Annotated in this window: 18 protein-coding genes; 7 read left to right on the forward strand and 11 right to left on the reverse strand. The window is 35.8% G+C overall.

Annotation, left to right across the window (positions count from 1 at the left end; genetic code table 11):
• Nucleotides 1-65 precede the first annotated feature (65 nt).
• Nucleotides 66-4,724 (reverse strand): translocation/assembly module TamB domain-containing protein, encoded by a 4,659-nt coding sequence (locus EGH73_RS05480; RefSeq protein WP_123281012.1) that lies wholly within the window; start codon nucleotides 4,722-4,724, stop codon nucleotides 66-68.
• A gap of 6 nt (nucleotides 4,725-4,730) precedes the next feature.
• Between EGH73_RS05480 and tsaD the strand changes: the two genes are divergently transcribed.
• From tsaD to EGH73_RS05505, 5 genes are all read left to right on the forward strand, one after another.
• A complete protein-coding gene (gene tsaD / locus EGH73_RS05485) occupies nucleotides 4,731-5,747 on the forward strand; it encodes a tRNA (adenosine(37)-N6)-threonylcarbamoyltransferase complex transferase subunit TsaD (RefSeq protein ID WP_123281013.1) in 1,017 nt (338 codons plus the stop codon).
• 23 nt (nucleotides 5,748-5,770) lie between these two features.
• The gene (locus tag EGH73_RS05490; RefSeq protein ID WP_123281014.1) at nucleotides 5,771-6,229 is read left to right on the forward strand and encodes a hypothetical protein; all 459 of its coding nucleotides are present in this window, start codon (nucleotides 5,771-5,773) and stop codon (nucleotides 6,227-6,229) included.
• Nucleotides 6,230-6,335: 106 nt separating this feature from the next.
• Entirely contained in the window at nucleotides 6,336-6,752 is a 417-nt protein-coding gene (locus tag EGH73_RS05495) for a hypothetical protein (RefSeq protein ID WP_123281015.1), read from the forward strand.
• Between the two features lie 73 nt (nucleotides 6,753-6,825).
• A complete protein-coding gene (locus EGH73_RS05500) occupies nucleotides 6,826-7,707 on the forward strand; it encodes a DUF808 domain-containing protein (protein WP_123281016.1) in 882 nt (293 codons plus the stop codon).
• A gap of 138 nt (nucleotides 7,708-7,845) precedes the next feature.
• The gene (locus tag EGH73_RS05505) at nucleotides 7,846-8,538 is read left to right on the forward strand and encodes an RsmE family RNA methyltransferase (protein WP_123281017.1); all 693 of its coding nucleotides are present in this window, start codon (nucleotides 7,846-7,848) and stop codon (nucleotides 8,536-8,538) included.
• An 85-nt stretch (nucleotides 8,539-8,623) separates the two neighbouring features.
• Here the strand turns inward: EGH73_RS05505 and EGH73_RS05510 are convergent, their stop codons facing one another.
• The 5 genes from EGH73_RS05510 to EGH73_RS05530 form a co-directional block, all read right to left on the reverse strand.
• A complete protein-coding gene (locus EGH73_RS05510) occupies nucleotides 8,624-8,914 on the reverse strand; it encodes a type II toxin-antitoxin system RelE/ParE family toxin (protein WP_123281018.1) in 291 nt (96 codons plus the stop codon).
• The gene (locus EGH73_RS05515; protein WP_123281019.1) at nucleotides 8,904-9,119 is read right to left on the reverse strand and encodes a hypothetical protein; all 216 of its coding nucleotides are present in this window, start codon (nucleotides 9,117-9,119) and stop codon (nucleotides 8,904-8,906) included. The genes EGH73_RS05510 and EGH73_RS05515 overlap by 11 nt, the downstream gene beginning before the upstream one ends.
• A 31-nt stretch (nucleotides 9,120-9,150) precedes the next feature.
• Complete coding sequence (locus tag EGH73_RS05520; RefSeq protein WP_123281020.1) at nucleotides 9,151-9,810, reverse strand: TrmH family RNA methyltransferase; 660 nt, start codon at nucleotides 9,808-9,810, stop codon at nucleotides 9,151-9,153.
• Between the two features lie 95 nt (nucleotides 9,811-9,905).
• Entirely contained in the window at nucleotides 9,906-11,693 is a 1,788-nt protein-coding gene (gene yidC / locus EGH73_RS05525) for a membrane protein insertase YidC (RefSeq protein ID WP_123281021.1), read from the reverse strand.
• 176 nt (nucleotides 11,694-11,869) lie between these two features.
• Entirely contained in the window at nucleotides 11,870-13,483 is a 1,614-nt protein-coding gene (locus tag EGH73_RS05530) for a CTP synthase (protein ID WP_123281022.1), read from the reverse strand.
• 194 nt (nucleotides 13,484-13,677) lie between these two features.
• Here EGH73_RS05530 and EGH73_RS05535 point away from each other — a divergent pair, with 194 nt between their 5' ends.
• On the forward strand, nucleotides 13,678-14,133 hold the full coding sequence (locus tag EGH73_RS05535; protein ID WP_123281023.1) for a DUF1569 domain-containing protein: 456 nt from the start codon (nucleotides 13,678-13,680) through the stop codon (nucleotides 14,131-14,133).
• 173 nt (nucleotides 14,134-14,306) lie between these two features.
• On the forward strand, nucleotides 14,307-15,371 hold the full coding sequence (gene namA / locus EGH73_RS05540; protein WP_123281024.1) for an NADPH dehydrogenase NamA: 1,065 nt from the start codon (nucleotides 14,307-14,309) through the stop codon (nucleotides 15,369-15,371).
• Between the two features lie 61 nt (nucleotides 15,372-15,432).
• Here the strand turns inward: namA and EGH73_RS05545 are convergent, their stop codons facing one another.
• The 5 genes from EGH73_RS05545 to EGH73_RS05565 form a co-directional block, all read right to left on the reverse strand.
• The gene (locus EGH73_RS05545) at nucleotides 15,433-15,801 is read right to left on the reverse strand and encodes a septal ring lytic transglycosylase RlpA family protein (RefSeq protein ID WP_089770020.1); all 369 of its coding nucleotides are present in this window, start codon (nucleotides 15,799-15,801) and stop codon (nucleotides 15,433-15,435) included.
• 503 nt (nucleotides 15,802-16,304) lie between these two features.
• Nucleotides 16,305-17,606: a 30S ribosomal protein S12 methylthiotransferase RimO gene (gene rimO / locus EGH73_RS05550; protein ID WP_123281025.1), complete on the reverse strand. Its 1,302-nt coding sequence runs from the start codon at nucleotides 17,604-17,606 to the stop codon at nucleotides 16,305-16,307.
• Nucleotides 17,607-17,715: 109 nt separating this feature from the next.
• Complete coding sequence (locus EGH73_RS05555) at nucleotides 17,716-19,107, reverse strand: exopolysaccharide biosynthesis polyprenyl glycosylphosphotransferase (protein WP_123281026.1); 1,392 nt, start codon at nucleotides 19,105-19,107, stop codon at nucleotides 17,716-17,718.
• A 72-nt stretch (nucleotides 19,108-19,179) separates the two neighbouring features.
• Complete coding sequence (gene rfbC, locus EGH73_RS05560) at nucleotides 19,180-19,725, reverse strand: dTDP-4-dehydrorhamnose 3,5-epimerase (protein WP_123281027.1); 546 nt, start codon at nucleotides 19,723-19,725, stop codon at nucleotides 19,180-19,182.
• Nucleotides 19,726-19,727: 2 nt separating this feature from the next.
• Nucleotides 19,728-20,165 (reverse strand): adenylyltransferase/cytidyltransferase family protein, encoded by a 438-nt coding sequence (locus EGH73_RS05565; protein WP_123281028.1) that lies wholly within the window; start codon nucleotides 20,163-20,165, stop codon nucleotides 19,728-19,730.
• Nucleotides 20,166-20,228 lie beyond the last annotated feature (63 nt).

Consider the following 20,228-nt stretch of genomic DNA (forward strand, 5'->3'; position numbering starts at 1 on the left):
AAATAAAAACATTTATTAACAGATTAACATCTTTTAACAAAATACAATAAATACTATGACAATTATCATTTTTTAGCCTTGTTTTTTATAGAATCTGTTTTATTTGTTACAGAAACCAGAGAGTCTGCTTTTGTAGTATTTTTCTTTTTAAACACTTCTCGAAGAGAATTAAAACTTTTACTATAAACAACTCCAATTCCATAATTTTGATTAGCACCTGGCGTTATGGCGGTGGTGATACCAATGTTAGATGGCTTCGAATATGCTCGAAACAACCTGCTTCCATTGTTATTTTTACTCCAGTCATACTCTACGATCCCTTCAACAGAAAGATAATTGGCATTGGTATTCTGGGTTTTGGTAATAGGAACTCCCAAGCCCGTCTTGAATTTGATTCTTGGAGAAAGTGCGAGGCTTACATTGGTATTTGCCCTGTCAGAAGTATTTGATTTCGCATCTCCGCTGATATAATCTAGATTTATCTGGAAAGCACTGCTGATGGTATTAAGAACTGAGCCTAATTGCTTAAAAGCCACATTGTATCCCGTATTTTGCAATGATTTTGAAATATTTGTAAAATCCAGACCTCCAGAATTAGGGACATTAAAACTATTAAGAACCAGAACAGATCCAAACTGAATTGTCTTTTCGTCCGCAGTATTTATTTTGGAAGCTAGGGTTTCTCTTACTTGTGATGGTGCATCCGGTGCCGTAACATCAAATTTGATATCCGGATCCGTCAATGTATTGGTAATTTTGGTTGTGAGAACTACATCAACTGGCTGAGCAATAGACATCTGTAAATAATCGCCGGTATTGGTAACGGTCCTTCTGTAGTTTGCAATGATATCCAGATCCGGAGTCATAGGACTACCGCTCCACCGGATACTACTGTTTTTTGCAATCTGAAATGTCCTGTTAAGCACTGCTTGTGAAACGAATGTTCCATTATCTACAGTATAGGTACCGTTCATAGAAATATTCCCACTCCTTTCCATACGGAACTTCAGATGATCTGCATCGCCACGTACAGAAATATTCCCTACATCATCACCCACCAAAACATTAACAAGCGACCCTTTATCTATGGTGACATCAAAGTCAATTAACATATTAGCTCCGGATCTTTTCTTTTTTTCTACAGAAATAACGCCTGCATTATCCCTTTTCAAAAATCTTAATATTTTAAACTCCTCCACATTCGTTGTAGATGCACTATTAAAAGTAAAAGTACTGTTGTTTAGAACTCTTAGACCATCATTAGAGGTTCCAATAGATAATCCAGTTACCGGACCATCTACATATAAGTCTCCCTGTGCAGTAACTCTTCCCCAAAAAAGGTCGTTTTCATCCTGGGTAGAGTTTAGGACTAGAAGATTATCTGCACGCATAATTAGGTTGACTCCAAGAGAAGACAAGGTTTCAAACTGAATAGATCCGGAAACATTGCCTTTTGAATTTTCCCTACCATCTCGGATTCCAATATTATTCAGAATGGCAAGTCCTCTGGAAAGATTGATAACAGTATCGTCAAAAGAATAATCAACACCCGTAAAGATAAGTTTTAAGCCAAACCCCTTCAAAGCAATATCACCACTATAATCGATATCATTAATAGGACCCGAAATTTTAAGATCACCGGTAGCCTTCCCACGTAAATTACCAAAAATTTCTTTGACAAACTGCTGCGCGAAGCCAAGATCAAATTCATTCATTTTCGCGGCTAGATTCAGGACGGGTGAAGCGAGATTATTATCGATTGTTCCTGTCACATCCAAGGTATTTTTACCGAGGAATTCAGAAGACAAGGCTTGTATGCTTACATCAAAAACATTCGATTTTTCGCTTTTGGTAATTTTTGTTTCAAGATTACCCATTCCTTTACCATTCATAAAGATATTTTCCACATTCAAATCAATCAAAGGTTCCAGATTCTCTCCGGATTTTCTGATTTGTACAGTTCCATTAGCCGTTCCTCTGATATCCATAGAATTGCTATCTTTCCCGAAAGCCAGGAGCTTGGAAATATCAAGATTTTTAACCTCTGCATTAGCAGTAAAATCTTTTCCAGATTTAAAATCAGCAGTTTTTACGAGCAGTTCACTATCATCAGAAAAAACCCGTAGGTTCTGAATTAAAACATCTTTTTCTTTCTTTCGGTAAGTTATAGAATGATTCAGTTCCGGACTCGTATCAACAGTCCAAGCCACGCCATTGAATTTGACCGTAGTTGGCTCAAAACGAAACACATAATCTCCCGCAGGATTAGTTGTCTGATTGATATTAACGGTATATTCCTTCATTTCATTTGCAGTCTCATCATCGGGACTGCCCAGTTTAAATTCGGTTCCAATTCTAAGCAATTGGCCGTTCTCATTCGTAGCCGTGAGCTTCACGTCCTGAAACACTTTGTTTGCATATTGGCCTCTTTTCACAGTTGCCAGCAACTGCTGGTTAAGATTAGCTGTGTTAATTCTCAGCCTCAGGCTGTCAATCATTGTGCTGTCTTTCGCTTTATTGAGATCTGGCTGGAATGTCGCATCAGTTTCAGCTAAAAATTTTTCAGCTTCCGTAAGTTCTCTTTTGTTAGCCAATATGTACTTGATCTTGTTTGCATCTGCACTTAGTACGAGATCATTGGTCGCTCCTGTGTAGTTACCGGAAACTTTCGCACCCCCCGGCAATTTGAGATCCGGCACAAAAAAAGAAACAAGACCTTGTTTTACATCCAATTCAAAATCAAAATATTGACCGTTATATGTTTTTTTCAGAGGATTCCCAACCAAGATTTTGTTAATGCTATTGCTAATCATATTTCCAATCTCCTCAAGGTTAAATCTACCGGACAATCTCCCGTTGACAGCTCCAGGCGCATCTACTGAAACTATTCTGTTTCCGTTTTCAAAATAAGCCTTAAGCCTAGAATCAGGAATATGAAGCTTTTGAGCAGGAGAATTCAGAACCAGATTTGTTATACTAGTATCGAGATTCAGATCATTTAGATTGGTCATCGAAATTTTTCCGGCTACCAATCCGCTAACGGCATTAGTTTCACCTGCCGAAACTCCAAAATATATCAGATTAAGATATCTGATATCGGCTGTAAAATCTGCAAATAACCTTTTGGTACTGAAATCTACAATTCCTTTAAAATTTCCCTTTGCATTAGGGTCATTAGCTAAAATATTCCCTGTGAATCTTTTTTTATTGAGAACACCGTCTATAGAAATATTGTTAAGACTCTTCCCCATCAGATCAATATGATTAACACTGGAAGATGTTTTAACATACATTGTATTCACATCAAAACCTTCACCCTGAATATTGAATTTTCCCGAGATCAGCCCAACCTGCTTATTTTTGGTCAGTGCAGTTACATTCAGATCTTTAACCTCAACATAACCTTTATATCTAGGGCGTTTTGTGCTATAATCAACCAGATTGAAATCCTTCATCTTCGCTTGGCCAATTCCGGTGATTAGATTACCACTGGCAAAAATCTGTTTCGGATTAACTTTTACAGATCCGTTATATTTGAGCCTTCCGAAATCATCCGCAAAATTTCCGAGCTTGGAAGAAATAAATTTTGGCAATGTCGCTTTCAGACCTTTGTAGGTAAAATCTGCGGAAACATCTTTACTTTCAATAAAAAATTTTTTATCCAAAACGCTTGAAATACTCATTTTTTTGGTATTGAGATTGATTTCCTGGGATCGAATCAAAAAATTATTTAATGTGAAATTATTCAATGGACCAGTCATCGTTCCGGAGATATTGATGGGTGTATAATTGTCCCAGTCCGGAATAAAATAGCTCAAATCATAGCCGCTGATCTGACTTCCGGGAATCATTTTAAGATCCCAATTGACCTTCTTTCCAAAATCTGCAAATTTTGTCTTCGGATCAAGATTAAGAGTCGCTTCACCCTGCAAAAGGGAATAATTGGTATTGAAGGTCAGATTTCCTAACTTGAGATGTTTTTTTGTCAGTTCAAAATTGGTAGAAAAAGTATCGACAATGTATTCTTTACCATAACGTTTGGTGATAAAGTTAAAATTTCTGATATCAGCAAAAACATTAGAACCTTCCACTCGAAGAGAGGTCACATTCAAGTTCACTTTTCTGGCGTCCAGCCATCGGCCTGCTTCCCCCGGATGATTTTCATTAACAATACTTGCCAATCCGTTAATCAAATCAATTTTCATCCCCATTTTAAAGGGCTTTTTATTTGGATTCCGAGGTTTCCCGTCATCGAAATTATCCACATAACGAACAAAATTGCTGATGCTGTCCCCTTTGTAAGTGATGACTCTGATGACTGGATCTATAATAACTGCCTGATTGAATTTTATATCTCTGGTGTTGAATGCCAACGCAAACCAGTCAGACGCCACCCTAAGTTCTTTTGCTTTTACAAAATCATAATTCTTGTAATCTTTTAGCGTCAGTCCTTTTATGGTGACATCACCCAAGAAATTAACATCAATATCCTCAATCCTCATTCCCATTTTAAAGTCATTGTTCAGCATATCAATGGCCTGATTGGCAATGTACCGTTTTGTAACAGGAAGATTAATAGCGACCAATATCAATATGATAAGAACGAGAATTGTGAAAAATATATAGCTGATAATCCTGAGGAGAAGCGGGCTTTTTTTCTTGCTGATAGGTTGGTCAGCTTTTGGATTTTCGTTATTTGTATTTTTATTTTCTAACTTTGCCATTTAGTTATGAGCAGTTCAATTATTTTAGGTATAGAATCGTCTTGCGATGACACTTCCGCAGCAGTAATCCAGGATAACAAAATCCTTTCCAACATCGCTGCCAACCAGCAAATCCATAATGAATATGGTGGTGTGGTTCCGGAACTGGCTTCCAGAGCGCATCAGCAAAACATCATCCCTGTTGTGGAGAAAGCATTCTCAAAAGCAAATATACAACAAAATGAGATTTGTGCGATTGGTTTCACACGAGGTCCTGGACTTTTGGGTTCGCTCCTCGTAGGAACATCCTTTGCCAAATCTCTGGCGATGAGTCTGGACGTTCCGTTGATAGAAGTCAATCATTTGCAGGCGCATATTCTCGCCCATTTTATTGAAGATGCCAATCCTACACCGCCCAGATTTCCGTTTTTATGTCTGACAGTTTCTGGTGGTCACACGATGATAGTTTTGGTTAAGGATTACTTCGATATGGAGATCATCGGAAAAACTATTGATGATGCCGCAGGTGAAGCGTTTGACAAAATCGGGAAAATATTTGACCTCGATTATCCTGCCGGACCAATTGTGGATAGATTGGCCAAAGAGGGAACCCCCGACGCTTTCCAATTCAACAAGCCAAAAATGGAAGGTTATGATTATTCTTTCAGCGGAATAAAAACGTCTGTTTTATATTTTATCCAGAAAGAAGTGCGGAAAAATCCGGATTTTATTAAGGATAATCTGAATGACCTTTGTGCTTCTGTTCAGAAATCAATCATTGAAATCTTGATGGATAAATTGGAAAAAGCAGCGAAAGAACTTAACATCAAAGATATTGCTATTGCTGGCGGTGTTTCTGCCAATTCCGGTCTTAGAAAAGCAATGGAAGACAATCGTGAAAAACTCGGTTGGAACATCTTCATCCCAAAATTCGAATACACAACTGACAATGCTGCAATGATTGCAATGGTTGCCAAACTGAAATACGAACGTGGCGAGTTTACGGATATTAGGACAACGGCTACGGCGAAGTATGATTTGTAAAACGAATATTATATTTCACTCGGATGAATTGGGTTATTAAACATTCCAAAAAAATTAAATATCAAACGGATTTAGAAGAAATTTTAAAACCAATATGGGAGGATTTGCAAAACTACAAATGGTTAATTACTGATGTTGATTTTATAACTGATTCTCAAATTCCTTTAAATTTTGAAAAAGATTATTTTTTTCTTGATAGAGATGAATTTGCACAATTGATGAATAGTGACACCCAAATAATTTGGGGAGTTATTTCAGCAGTAAGTAATAATTATAAAATAGATGAAAAAAAAAATTTAACACTTTCATCAGAAAGTGAGCAAGTTTGGAAAGAGAACGTTTTCCAAATTTCTGAATCTATTCTTGAAATTATTGCATTCGATAGTGGCTACACTATTTTAAAATTCAAGAATAATAAACTTTCTGAAAAATTTAAAAATTATTTTGAAAGTGAGGCGATTGAACTCTGTAAGCTTAAATAAAAAACCACTACGGCTAACTCGAGCATACTTCTCTCACGCTGGCGCGAGTATCTTGCTCGTGCATTCAATACGAGCGAGACGCTCGCACTAGCAAAAGCAAAAATTTATGAAACTACTCCTCGAAGAAAAAATCCTTGAAAAACAAGCCAGAAATAAGTCTAAATTTTACTGGATCCTGGAAACCATTACCGGCAAAACTGAAGCTTCTGATGCACCGGAGGATTTTGACCTACTCGGTTCAGAGACAGGTTATCTGCAAACAATCAAGGAAGAAATCATTGAGACCATTAACGCCGAGAATGTTTTCAGCTTTGATTATGAACCCAAAGAAGGCGATTATCTCTCCTTCAAAAACAACCTTAAAAAACAGGAATACCTCAATCTGATTTTCCTCAACAACACTTGGATTGAGGAAGTCTATATGTGTTCTTTGCGGGAGTGTGACACAGATATCTACACGACGATTAAAACCGGTGTTGCCTTCATCAGCGAAAATGAAATTGCATTTCAAAACATCAAATAAAATCATTCGCACATCCATTTTAACCATTGAATTTTAAAGTTTAAAACTTATTTTTGTATCAAAATAAAAAGTTATGGCTTCAGGATTCTTTGCAATCTTAGACGATATCGCCGCGTTGATGGACGATATCGCGGTTACCAGCAAATTAGCAACTAAGAAAACTGCCGGAATCCTCGGCGATGACCTAGCTGTAAATGCGGAAAAAGCCACTGGATTTCTTTCTTCGCGAGAAATCCCCGTTCTTTGGGCGATCACCAAAGGTTCCTTTATCAACAAGCTAATTATCATCCCATTTATATTTTTGCTGAAGTGGCTTTATGAGCCTGCAATCACTTATATTTTGATTCTTGGTGGGATTTATTTGGCTTACGAAGGTGTAGAAAAAATCATCGAATTTCTTTTTCACAGGAATAAAAAAGGACACGAGGTTGTAGAAGAAAGCACTTTACCAGAAGAAGATGAGAAATCAGAAAAATCGAAAATCAGTTCGGCTATCAAAACAGACTTCATCCTTTCTTTGGAAATTGTCATCATCGCATTAGGAACCGTAATCGAAAAACAACATCCCCTTTTGACTCAGATTCTGAGTGTTTCGTTTGTAGCTATTATTGCAACAGTAGGCGTTTACGGAATTGTAGCCTTGATTGTAAGAATGGATGACGCTGGTTTTTTCTTAATGAAAAAATCTGGAAACAAAGGATTTTTCTCTGGTCTTGGACAAGTTTTGATTAAGGCTCTTCCAATTGTCATAAAAATTCTGGGAGTTGTAGGAACTATCGCATTGTTGTTGGTTTCTGGCGAGATTTTCCTTCATAATATCGATTATATACACCATTTGCTTCCGGAAAACATCTTTACTAAATTCGGATTAGGGATCGTTTTTGGGCTAGCTGCGGTTTTGGTAATGCTGGTTTTCAAGAAAATAGTAAACTTAGTAAAACCTGCTAAAAAATAAACAATGTGAAATTTCAAAACCACATAGAAACAATAGTTGTAAGAATTTTGAAATAGAAAAGTAGAAATAGCTATTTAAACTTTTTTATCCTGAAAAAACTTATGTGCCTATGTGGTTTAATATAAAATCAAATATAATATGAAACTTTTCTTTGGACAGATTTCCCCTGATTTAATTCTCGATTTGGATGAGCAACTTCACATCACCAAAGTTCTAAGAATGCGAGAAGGTGAAGAGATTTTCGTAACCGACGGAAAAGGAAATCTAGTTAAAGGCAATCTGGTTTTCGAAGGTAAAAAAGTTTCATTAGACGTTTCTGAAATCAAAGAAAATCTTCCCGATTTTTCACCAAAACTTCATATCGCAATTGCACCAACAAAAAACATCGACAGAATCGAATTTTTTGTTGAAAAAGCAGTTGAAATGGGAATCTCGGAAATTACTTTTATTCTCACAGAAAAAACCGAACGCAAGAACATCAGCATTGATAAATTGCGAAAACAGGCTATTGGAGCTTCAAAACAAAGTCACAGATTTCATTTTCCGAAAGTCAATGATTTGATTAAGTTTTCTGACTTTATAAAAAATCTAGATTCAGAAAACACATTTGTGGCGCATTGCAATGAAAGCTTGGAAAGAGTTTCTCTTAATGACATTCCAAAGTTTAATAATTACACATTCCTGATTGGTCCGGAAGGTGATTTTTCTGATAAAGAAATTCAGCTTTTAGCAGACAAAGGAATCAAAGCTGTTTCTCTGGGAAATCAAAGATTACGGACAGAAACGGCTGGTATTTTTGTTGCCGCTTGGAATTATGATAAGATGTTTTGATTTCTGCGCTGTACGACTTTCGGGAATGGGTGTTGCATTGGCTCCCAAGATTGGAGAGATTATTTGCGGGTTGGTTTCTTAAAAATTACTTTGGTCTTTTCTTAGTATCCTGAAGTGCATTGAAAACTGCTTTTACAAAAATAATATCATCAGAAACTTGATAGAAAATAATATAAGGAAATTTGCGCATAGTTAATCCTCTGAAATCTTTATAATAGATTTGGAAATATGGATTTTGCTTTATTCTTACGATAGTTTGCTCGTAATCTTCAATAAATTTTCGAGCTACTTTGTCAGATACTTCTTTTTTGTAATAAGATGCAGCTTCTCTTACATTTGATTTCGCGATAGGAGAAACTATGACTTTAAACGCCATATTCTTTCTTCAGTTCTGCTACAAAACTGTCGTTATCTTCATAATCGGACAACGAAAAATCATCTTGATTATCCAATATCCTCTTTTGCTCATCAGACAGCTCAAAAGTATCTTGCTTTTTTTCATACTTTGCTCCAATAAGCTCTAAAAATTCTCGAAAAAAAGAATCTTTATTATCCGGTATAGAAACATTGTAAGTGGTCATAATTAATATTTTATAATCAAATATACTAAGATTATTGATTCTCTCTCAAATACTTTTCCAAAATCATATTGCCACTTGGGATAGAGTTTTTTGCCCAACGGATTTTCATTTGGAGCAATTTTTCTTCGGATAATTTGTAATCAATATTAGATTTCAGCAATTTTTGTTTGAGTTCATACATACAAATGGCGGCCGCAACAGACACATTGAAGCTTCTTGTGAATCCAAACATTGGGATGGCCAAAGTTTCATCCGCAAAGTCCAGTAATTCATCTGTCGTTCCCTCCCACTCTGTTCCGAAAACTAAAGCTAATGGTTCTTCGATTTTATAATCAGGAAGCATTTTTGCATTGTTCTCTGCAGAAACTGCGACAATCTTGTAACCTCGATTTTTGATGTTTTGTAGAGATTCTATTGTTCTCGGCATTTTCTCCACTTCTACCCAAGTATCTGCACCTTTTGTGACTTTTAAATTTGGTTCAAAGTAGTTCTCTTTTTCCATCGCCACCACTTTATGAAATCCACAAGCTTCTACAGAACGAACAATCGCCGCAGCATTTCTGAACTGGTAAATATCTTCCATCACTGGTAAAACGAAGTCTGAACTTTCTTTGGAATAATGTTCTATTTTTTGGAAACGTTCGGGTGTTAGGAATTGTTGGAGATATTCGTAAGTGGATTCTAAGTTCATAGTAAATAAAAATTCAAAAAGGCTTCGACTCCGCTCAGCCTGACATACATTTGGCAAAAATAAAAAAAGCGGTAAAAAATTACCGCCTCTATTATTTATTTCTTTTTGTTTCTAGCTTGCTCTTGCAATTTTTGCTGCTCTTGCGCTTTCTCCATCATTTCTCTCATTCTTTTCTGGAAAGTTCCTTCTTTCTTAGGTTCTTTCTTTTTGTTTTCCTGAATCTGAGCGTGGATTTTCTTCTCATCCAAGATGAAATATTTAATCACCAAGATTATTACAATGTTAATCGCATTGGATACGAAATAATACCAAGATAAACCTGACGCAGAACTGTTCAGGAAGAACAAGAACGTGATTGGGAAGATGTACATCAAGACTTTCATATTCGGCATTCCTTCTTGTTGCGGCTGCTGAATGTTACCTGAAGTCATAATCGTATAAATCAAAATCACAACGGTACAAGCCAAAGCAAATACACTCAGGTGATTTCCTAACAAAGGAATGTTGGTTCCCCAACTGATGATATCGTCATAAGCTGTCAAATCGGGAACGAACCAGAAGCTTTTCCCTCTAAGGTCGAGCATATTCGGGAAGAAACGGAATAGTGCGTAGAACAACGGAATCTGCACCAAAGCCGGTAAACAACCCGCCATTTGATTCACGCCGGCCTTTCGATAAACCGCCATTGTTTCCTGCTGTTTTTTCATCGGGTCCGCATCCTTGAATTTGGCATTCACCTCATCAATCTCAGGACGAATCACCTTCATCATTGCACTTAGCTTGTGCTGTTTGAACATTACCGGAGACAAAATCAATTTTACAATAATCGTCATCCAGAAGATTGCCCAACCTGCTGCAATTCCCCATCCCGAAATCAAGTTATACAACGGAATGAAAACATATCTGTTCAATGAGCCGATGAATGACCAACCAAGCGGAAGAATCTCATCAAAGTTTTTGTCATAAGACTTCAATAACTCGATGTCCAAAGGCATAAAGTACCAAGTGAACTCTTGATTCAACTCATTTCCCGCCAAGTTGACTTGACCATCATAGTTGAATTTCTTCAAATATTCACCTTCAGGAATAGCTTCCTGAAAACCTTTTGATTTTGTGAATCCATTTTTAGCTTCGATAACCGCTGCGAAGAACTGTTGCTTGATACCAATCCAGTTCAGCGTTTCGTCCGGCTCATCCATATCAGAACGAGCGTCGTAATCATAGTCTTTATAATTGTTGAATGCATAAGAAAACTCGGTGTGAGTCTCTTCCTGCGAGCGTCCTTTTTCAGCACCTCTTACATTGTAATTCCAAACAAAATTAGCTTTTCCGTCATTCACGATGCTAGCCAAACCTTGCGTTTTAACTTGGAAATCTAATGTATATTTTGGCTTCAATGTATAAATGAATTGAATAACGGCATTCCCTACTTTTGAACTCAATGTCACAACATTTCCTGCAACTTGTGGTACAAAGACCAAATCTTTGGTATTGAAAACCTTACCTGATTTATCTTTGAACTGAAAACCGTAACTCGCATTGTTGTTGCTAAAAAGGTACAATGGTTTTCCACCAAAGGCCTCGAATTTATTCAGTCTTACAGAACTCAATTGCCCACCAACACTAGAGAACTCAAGAGATAACTCATCATTCTGAAGATTAACTTTCTGAACAGAATTAGGTGTTACCGTAGCTGCATTTAAGTTGGTTGCTGCAGGTTTAGATTTTGTAGTCTGCTCTGTTTTTTTAGCTTCCAGAGCTAACTTTTCTTGTTCGGCTTGTGCATTTCGGTTTTGGAAATAAAACATAAAACCGATAAGAATCATAGAAAAAATACCGAAGCTAATCAGTTGTTTTTTGTCTAATCCGTTGTTTTGTTGCATTATAGAATTGAGTTTAAAGTTTAAGGTTTGAATTTTAAATATCCTTCGACAAACTCAGGATGATATTTTTATAGTTCAAAACCTACATCATTTTGGTCTGCAAAAATAGGTTTTATTTTTCAGATTCCGTTATAAAGACGAATGGCTCAGAGAAATACTTTGAGCCATTCATTAATTTATGATTTATTCTTAACCGTTGCGTTGATAAAAGCTTTGAAAAGTGGGTGCGGTGTAGCAACCGTACTCTTATATTCAGGATGATACTGGACACCAATGTAAAACGGGTGATCTTTCAGTTCCAAAGTTTCCACCAAATCCGTTTCTGGGTTCAGTCCGCTTGGGACTAAGCCTTTATCTTCAAAGTCATTTTTGTAATCACTATTGAACTCATATCTGTGACGATGACGCTCTGAAATAGTTTTTGCACCATAAACCTCAGCTAATTTTGAACCTTGTTTCAAAGCACATTTCCAAGCGCCAAGACGCATTGTCCCTCCTTTTTCAACCACATTTTTCTGTTCTTCCATTAGAGAAATCACAGGGTCTGGTGTAGATGTATCAAACTCCATACTGTTGGCTTTTACTAAACCTAGAACATTTCTAGCGAATTCAATAGTCATAATCTGCATTCCTAGACAGATTCCCAACAATGGAACTTTGTTCTCTCTTGCATATTTCGCCGCCTGGATTTTACCTTCAATTCCTCTATCTCCGAAACCTGGAGCGACAAGGATTCCGTCAACGCCTTTTAATAGTTTTTCTGCACCTTCAGTTTCGATATCACCACTGTAAACCCATCTTACATTGACTTCTGTTTCCAAATCTGCACCTGCGTGGATGAACGCTTCTGCAATAGATTTATAAGAATCCTGAAGCGAAACATATTTCCCAACCAAAGCGATTTCTACACTTTTCTTAGGATTTTTATATTTCTTCAGAAATGATTTCCAGTCTTTCAGATTAACATCTTTTCCCACCGGCAAATTCAGCTCTTTAAGAACCACTTCATCAAAATTTTGTTTTTGGAGATACAGAGGCACTTCATAAATGGTGTCCATATCAATACATTCAATCACATTATCCAATCCTACGTTGCAGAACTGTGCAAGTTTAGCGCGTAAATCTTTTGGAATGGAATGTTCAGTTCTGCAAACCAAAACATCCGCCTGAATCCCACTTTCCATCAATTGACGAACAGAATGTTGAGAAGGTTTTGTTTTCAGTTCCCCACTCGATGATAAATATGGCAATAATGTTAAATGGATAACCATAGAATTGTTCTTGCCTAATTCCCATTGCAACTGGCGAACACTTTCTATGTAAGGAAGAGATTCTATATCACCGACTGTCCCTCCAATTTCTGTAATAATGATGTCATAATCCTTTTTGGAAAGCATCTTTATTCTGCGTTTGATTTCGTTGGTAATGTGAGGAATAACTTGAACTGTTTTTCCAAGAAAATCACCTTTACGCTCCTTTTCAATAACGGTTTGGTAGATTTTTCCGGTTGTAACGTTGTTGTTTTGTGAGGTTGGAGAATCTAGGAATCGCTCATAATGTCCAAGATCCAAGTCGGTTTCTGCACCGTCTTCGGTCACATAACATTCACCGTGTTCATAAGGATTAAGGGTTCCGGGATCAATGTTGATATAAGGGTCCAATTTCTGGATGGTAACTTTGAAACCGCGGGATTTTAGAAGAAGCCCCAAAGAAGCGGAAACAATACCTTTACCAAGTGACGATGTTACACCTCCTGTTACGAAGATGTATTTCGTTTCTTTTTTACTCATTAGATTAGGTTTGTGCAAAGTTAAAATATATTGTGATAACTCACAAACATAGGATGATTCTTCATATTGAAATTGAATTTGCTAATTCATAAAAATTTTCAATTAGCTCAATTTCATTTTATAATTTTAAAACGAAACGATTTAAGATCTTTTGTAATTATCTTTGCTTATTCAATTAATAATAGCAGCTATTTATGAAGAACATATTTGATCAAAACGATACCATCCACCTAATCAAGAGAATCAATAGCCTAACGGAAGATTCATTTCCGAAATGGGGAGTCATGTCGGTAGATAAAATGCTTGCTCACTGCAATGTAACCTACGAACTGATTTACGAACCGGAAAAGCATAAGAAACCGACCTTCGTTACAAAATGGCTTCTAAAAACTTTCGTTAAGCCAAAAGTAACCAACGACATCTCTTACAAACCCAACCTTCCAACAGCTGCGATGTTTGTAATTACCGATTCAAAAAACTTTGAAGAAGAGAAAAAACGTTTGATAGGTTTTATTCAGAAAACTCAGCAACTGGGATCAGAAGCTTTCGAGGGAAAAGAAAGTTCCAACTTTGGGAAACTAACATCCAAAGAATGGAATAATATGATGGCAAAACATCTCGATCATCATCTGACTCAGTTTGGAGTCTAATTTTTTTTGGGCAGCTTTTCCGTCTTCCGCTCCCGCTTTTTTGTTTTTTTCCAAAAACAAAAAGAGCTCCGCTCAAGCCGGGCTGCGCGTTATTCATCGGTTACTTATAGTTATTATTAATTTTGGAAACCATTTCCAGTACAAAATATTTTAGTATTAAAACCAATATAAAAATGAAACTTTTCACCCCGATAACATTTAGAAATGTACAACTAAAGAACAGAATCGTGATGTCGCCAATGTGTATGTACTCTGCAGAAGATGGCGTAGCGAATGATTTCCATTTTGTCCATTACGGAAGCCGCGCACAAGGTGGCGTGGGATTAATTGTCATAGAAGCAACTGGAGTGGAACCTCGCGGAAGAATCACAGACAAATGCCTGGGAATATGGAATGACGAACAAGCATCATCTCTGAAAAAAATCGTGGACTTCGTTCATCAGAATTCGGAAAGTAAAATCGGAATTCAACTAGCTCACGCCGGGAGAAAAGGTTCCGTTTCTGCTGCCACAAACAGGCAAATGACTCTGGAAGAAGGCTGGCAAACCATTGCACCAAGCCCAATTCCTTTTCATCCATCAGAAAGAATACCGCACACGTTATCTGTTGAAGAAATAAAAACCCTTACAGAAGATTTTCGCTTAGCCGCAAAAAGATCAGTAGATACCGGGTTTGATGTTGTAGAAATCCATGCGGCGCACGGTTATCTCATTCATCAATTTCTATCGCCGTTGTCTAACACCAGAACTGACGAATATGGAGGTACATTTGAGAATAGAACAAGATTTTTGATGGGAATCGTAGATGCTGTAAATTCAGTATTGACTGATGATCAGGCATTGTTTGTAAGGATTTCCGGAACCGAATATGCAGAAAACGGATGGGATATTGAAGACAGTGTGAAACTTTCCAGACTGCTTAAAAATAATAATGTAGACCTTGTAGATGTTTCCAGCGGTGGGAATATCAATGGAGTGACTATGGAACTAAAACCTGGTTATCAGGTTCCATTGGCCGAAGCTATAAAAAAAGAGGCTGGTGCTAGTTCCGGCGCCGTAGGTCTCATTACCACAGCAGAACAGGCAGAAGCAATTTTGAATGATGGGCAGGCCGATTTAATCTTTCTGGCCAGAGAAATTCTTAGAAACCCTTATTTTAGCGTTCAAACCTCTTGGGAAAGTGGTGATGACTGTTTCTACCCTCATCAGTACTTGCGTGCAAAGCCCTCCAAATTTTAAAAATAAAAAAGCCAATCTTAGTGATTGGCTTTTTTTTGTCATAATAAGATAATTTCTTTTTCTAATCTAGAATTTCATATTCTATTGCAATAGTTCCTTTTCTGATATCTGCAATAGTCTTGAAAGCTGCTTTTGAAAGATCAAAGGCTCTTGAAGAATGGTAAGGTCCTCTGTCATTCACTTTTACAACTACACTTTTCCCGGAGATCAAGTTTGTGATCTTTACTAGTGTCCCGAAAGGAAGTGTTTTGTTTGCTGCAGTAAGGGATGCATTACTAAATACCTCACCGCTTGCTGTTTTTTTACCATCGAATTTATCGTGGTAGTAAGATACAAAACTTGTATTCGCATCTGTGGCATAACTCTTGAAAGAGAAAATACCAAGTGTTGAAATCATCATTATGATTACGAGAAAGACTCTTTTCATCATGTTGAATTATTTTATTGGTTTTGACTCTGCAAAGATATCCCAAATTGACAGCTAACTTATAATTTGACCATTTTGTGGACTTCAATCGAAGTATTAAACAAAGACAACCTTTGTAGAACTCCCTCTAAAAAAGGGATTACAAGAAATGTTAACAAATGTTAAATTAAATACTAAATTCTTAAAATTTTACAAAGTACAGGATGCGAATTATCATAATTAGATTATGATTATCAATAAGTTAATAAAACAATAAATGTTTATAAAATTAACTATATGGTAATTAAAATCAATAATTAGCAAAATATCTTAATTTAATACCATTTATCTCTATTTAATATTCAATAAATTAGTTGTAAAATTATCAAATATTAATAAAGTTAGCTAAAATTAAATTCTAACGATATTTATAATCTATAAACAATTGCAATACAGCAAGTTGAGTTAAAAGACTCTTTTTTTTAACAGAAAAATAAAAAAAACCAGCTTGAAAGCTGGTTATCATTTTATACTAATTCTCCGATCAGATCATAATCTTCAGCAGAAGTAATTCTTACGTTTGCAAAGTCGCCAATAGAGATATAGACATCTTTTGCTGGCACCAATACGGTATTATCCACATCAGGAGAATCATACTCTGTTCTTCCTACAAAGTAATCACCTTCTTTCCTGTCAAAAATACATTTAAAGACTTTGCCCACTTTCTCTTGATTTTTTTCCCAAGATATCTGCTGCTGTATTTCCATAATCTCCTCCACTCTTTTTTGCTTTATTTCATCTGGTATATTATCTTCTAAAACAAATGCAGTGGTATTCTCTTCGTGAGAATACGTAAAACATCCCAGTCTATCAAATCTTTGATCCCTCACCCATTGCTTTAGCTCTTCAAATATGTCATCGGTCTCTCCAGGAAATCCAACGATAAGCGTAGTTCTGATTGCCATATCCGGAACTTTCTCGCGGAATTTATCCAGCAAAGCATTGGTTTTTTCAAAAGATGTACCTCTCTTCATTGCTTTCAGAAGATCTGTATTGATATGCTGAAGCGGGATATCTATATAATTACAAATCTTTGGTTCAGTTTTTATAATGTCCAATACATCTTCTGGAAAACCTGAGGGAAAAGCATAATGAAGACGAATCCACTCAATACCTTCAACTTTTATTAGCTCCTGAAGTAATTCTCCTAATGCTCTTTTTTTATAGATGTCTAACCCATAAAAAGTAAGATCCTGAGCAATCAAAATCAATTCCTTAACACCTTTTTTGGCTAATTTCTGAGCTTCCGTTACCAGTTTTTCAATAGGTGTGGAGATGTGGCCGCCCCTCATCAAAGGAATTGCACAAAAAGAACACGGTCTGTCGCAACCTTCGGAAATTTTTAGATAAGCATAGTGTTTCGGTGTGGTGGTCAATCTTTCTCCCACCAATTCGTGCTTGTAATCTGCACCCAGATGCTTCAAAAGAATCGGCAGATCCCTGGTTCCAAAGTATTGATCCACATCCGGAATTTCCCTTTCCAAATCTGGTTTATATCTTTCCGAAAGACAACCTGTTACAAAAACCTTCTCGACAATGCCCTGATTTTTAAGATCTACATATTCTAGAATGGTATTGATACTTTCTTCTTTAGCATTATCTATAAATCCGCATGTGTTGATGACTACTACGTCTCCTTTTTCTTCATGAACCACATTTTTGCCACTGGCTTCCAGCTGACCCATTAGTACTTCAGAATCATAGACGTTTTTTGAACAGCCTAATGTTACGACATTAATTTTCTTTTTACCTACAGATTTGGTACGCATCTTAATTATAATTTGATAAATGATAATTGAAAATCAGTGAGTAGATTTTCAATTTTTAAGTTTGCAAATTTAGTAATAAAAAAGGAATCAAAATTTGATTCCTTTTTTATTAATACGCTTGCTTATCACCTTTAACTACATTGTAAAAAGTAAGAAAGATTATCTTAATATCCAGAAAGAAAGACCAATGCTGGATATACCAAATATCTTTCTCTATTCTTTTTTGCATGTCTCGGTCAGAAAAGATCTCACCTCTAGCACCCATTACCTGAGCCCAACCTGTAATACCGGGTTTCACAATGTGCCGTGTCATGTATTTCTTAGTGATCTTGGAATACTGTTCGGTTTGCGAAAGCATATGCGGTCTTGGACCTACAATAGACATATTACCAACTAACACATTTAAAAATTGTGGCAATTCGTCAATACTTGTCTTTCTCATAAAGGCACCAAACTTTGTGACTCTGGAGTCATTCTTTTTCGCAATCTGTACATCCGCTATTTCATTGACTGTCATACTTCGGAATTTGATACAACCGAACGCGTTATTCTTAAGGCCAGATCTTTTTTGAATAAAGAAAACAGGACCTTTGCTTTCAAGTTTTATTATAATTGCTACAATGGGAATTAACCAAGAAAGCAGAAAAATTGTAACAAAAAGAGAGAATAAAAAATCAAAGGTTCTTTTAAGAAATTGTTTTCTTGGGCTGGATAAAGGTTCTTTACTTAATTTTAGAAAAGGAACATCGTGAATAATTTCTAAATAATAAGATGATAGAAGTTTATTTTTAAAATCAGGAACCATATAAATACGGATCATTTTATGTTCCGCTATGTCTATAATTTTCTGGTACAGTTCTATATCTATTCGATTATCACACAAAACGATATTATTAATATGAAATCTATCTAGATCTTTGAAAAACTGAGATATACATTTGCTATTATTACTCTCTCTATATTTTTCTTCTACAAAATACAATTCCCTAATACTGAAATATCTACGTAGCTCTTTATTTGAAAGCAATAATTTTGCATAATGACTTTCACCAATTAAAACTGTATTGTATTTAAATAGTTTTCTTCCGACTTTGAATCTATTTTTCTTTCTATATAAAAAGAATATAATCCTTATCAGAGAAAATGATACACCAACAAGAAAAAAATAAACGCTAAATTTTTTGTAATTAATATCTTCTGCAAAGACTAAAACAAGATAAATCAGAAAAAACAGAATGTAGGTAAAATAAGATTTTGTTAATGCATAAAATTGCAGTAAAGAATCCCTCAAAGTTTCTTTTGCATAAAGCTTGGTAAATGTTGTGACAATAAACCACGAAAAATTAACAATTATGAACTGTGCGCTATAATCAGTAATATAAAGTCCGCTTTTTCTTCCAGGAAAGAAGTGGATGTTAGTTACATATAGAAAAATATTTATAACAAAGTAATCTGCAATGCGAAAAATCTGCGATAAATGTCTAAATAGATAGGTTATCATATCTAATTATGTCATTTTGTTCAGAATACTACGAAGTAACTGAATATGTTTGATTAGAAGTTTTTTTTTGTACTAAAAATTACCTTTCGAAAAGGCTGGCATAACCATGTCTTTTTCTGAAAGGATCACATCGTTTTTTGGCAACTGCCAATCTATATTCAGATCACTATCATTCCAAAGAACGCCTCCTTCTGATTCTTTATTATAAAAATTATCACATTTATAAGAAAAAACAGCTGTTTTACTTAGAACAGAAAAACCATGCCCGAAACCACGCGGAACATATAACTGCAGTTTATTCTCTGCTGTAAGTTCTATACTATACCATTTTCCAAAAGTAGGAGAATCCGGTCTTAGATCCACCGCAACATCTAAAACTTTACCTTCGAGACAGGAAACGAGTTTTGCCTGAGCGTGCTCACCTTTTTGCAAATGAAGACCTCTCAGTACACCATAAGAAGATTTTGAGATATTATCCTGTACAAAATGTCCATTAAGAGCTGTAAACTCTTCGAATCTTTTTTCGTTGAATTTTTCGTAAAAATACCCTCTTTCATCTTCGAACACTGTTGGTTCTATGACATAGCAATCCTTGAGGGAAGTTTCTAATATTTTCATAGTTATTTATTTATTTTTTGAAATTCCTGCTCAAATACAGCTCTTTTCAATGCAGAGCTAGAAAACCTGTGATCACGTTTATTGTAATAAATCTGTATTCCTTTTTCTTCGCAGTAATCTTTTCCTGTAAAGTTTTTATCTTTGTAATCATCACCTATTATTCTGACATCTATTACAAACGATTTAAGAATATCCAAAAGATCATCTTCTGTATTATAAGGAATTATTTCATCTACAGATCGGCAAGCTTTAAGTTGTATATAACGCTCAACTACTGATTGTGTTGGTTTATTTTTATTTGGTCTATCGATTGTAGGATCCATCTGCAGACCTACTATAAGATAATCACACACTGTTTTGGCCTCTTCCAACATTTTTATATGACCCGCGTGAAGAAGATCGAATGCTGAGAAAGTGATCCCTATTTTTTCTGTTTTCATATATCTTAGTTTATTTATGAGCAAAAATAAAAAAAATATATATGTAAACAGTTTTTTTTAACT

Origin of the sequence: Epilithonimonas hominis, from assembly GCF_003730015.1 — a bacterium.
In the GTDB taxonomy this organism is placed as follows: Bacteria; Bacteroidota; Bacteroidia; order Flavobacteriales; family Weeksellaceae; genus Epilithonimonas; species Epilithonimonas hominis.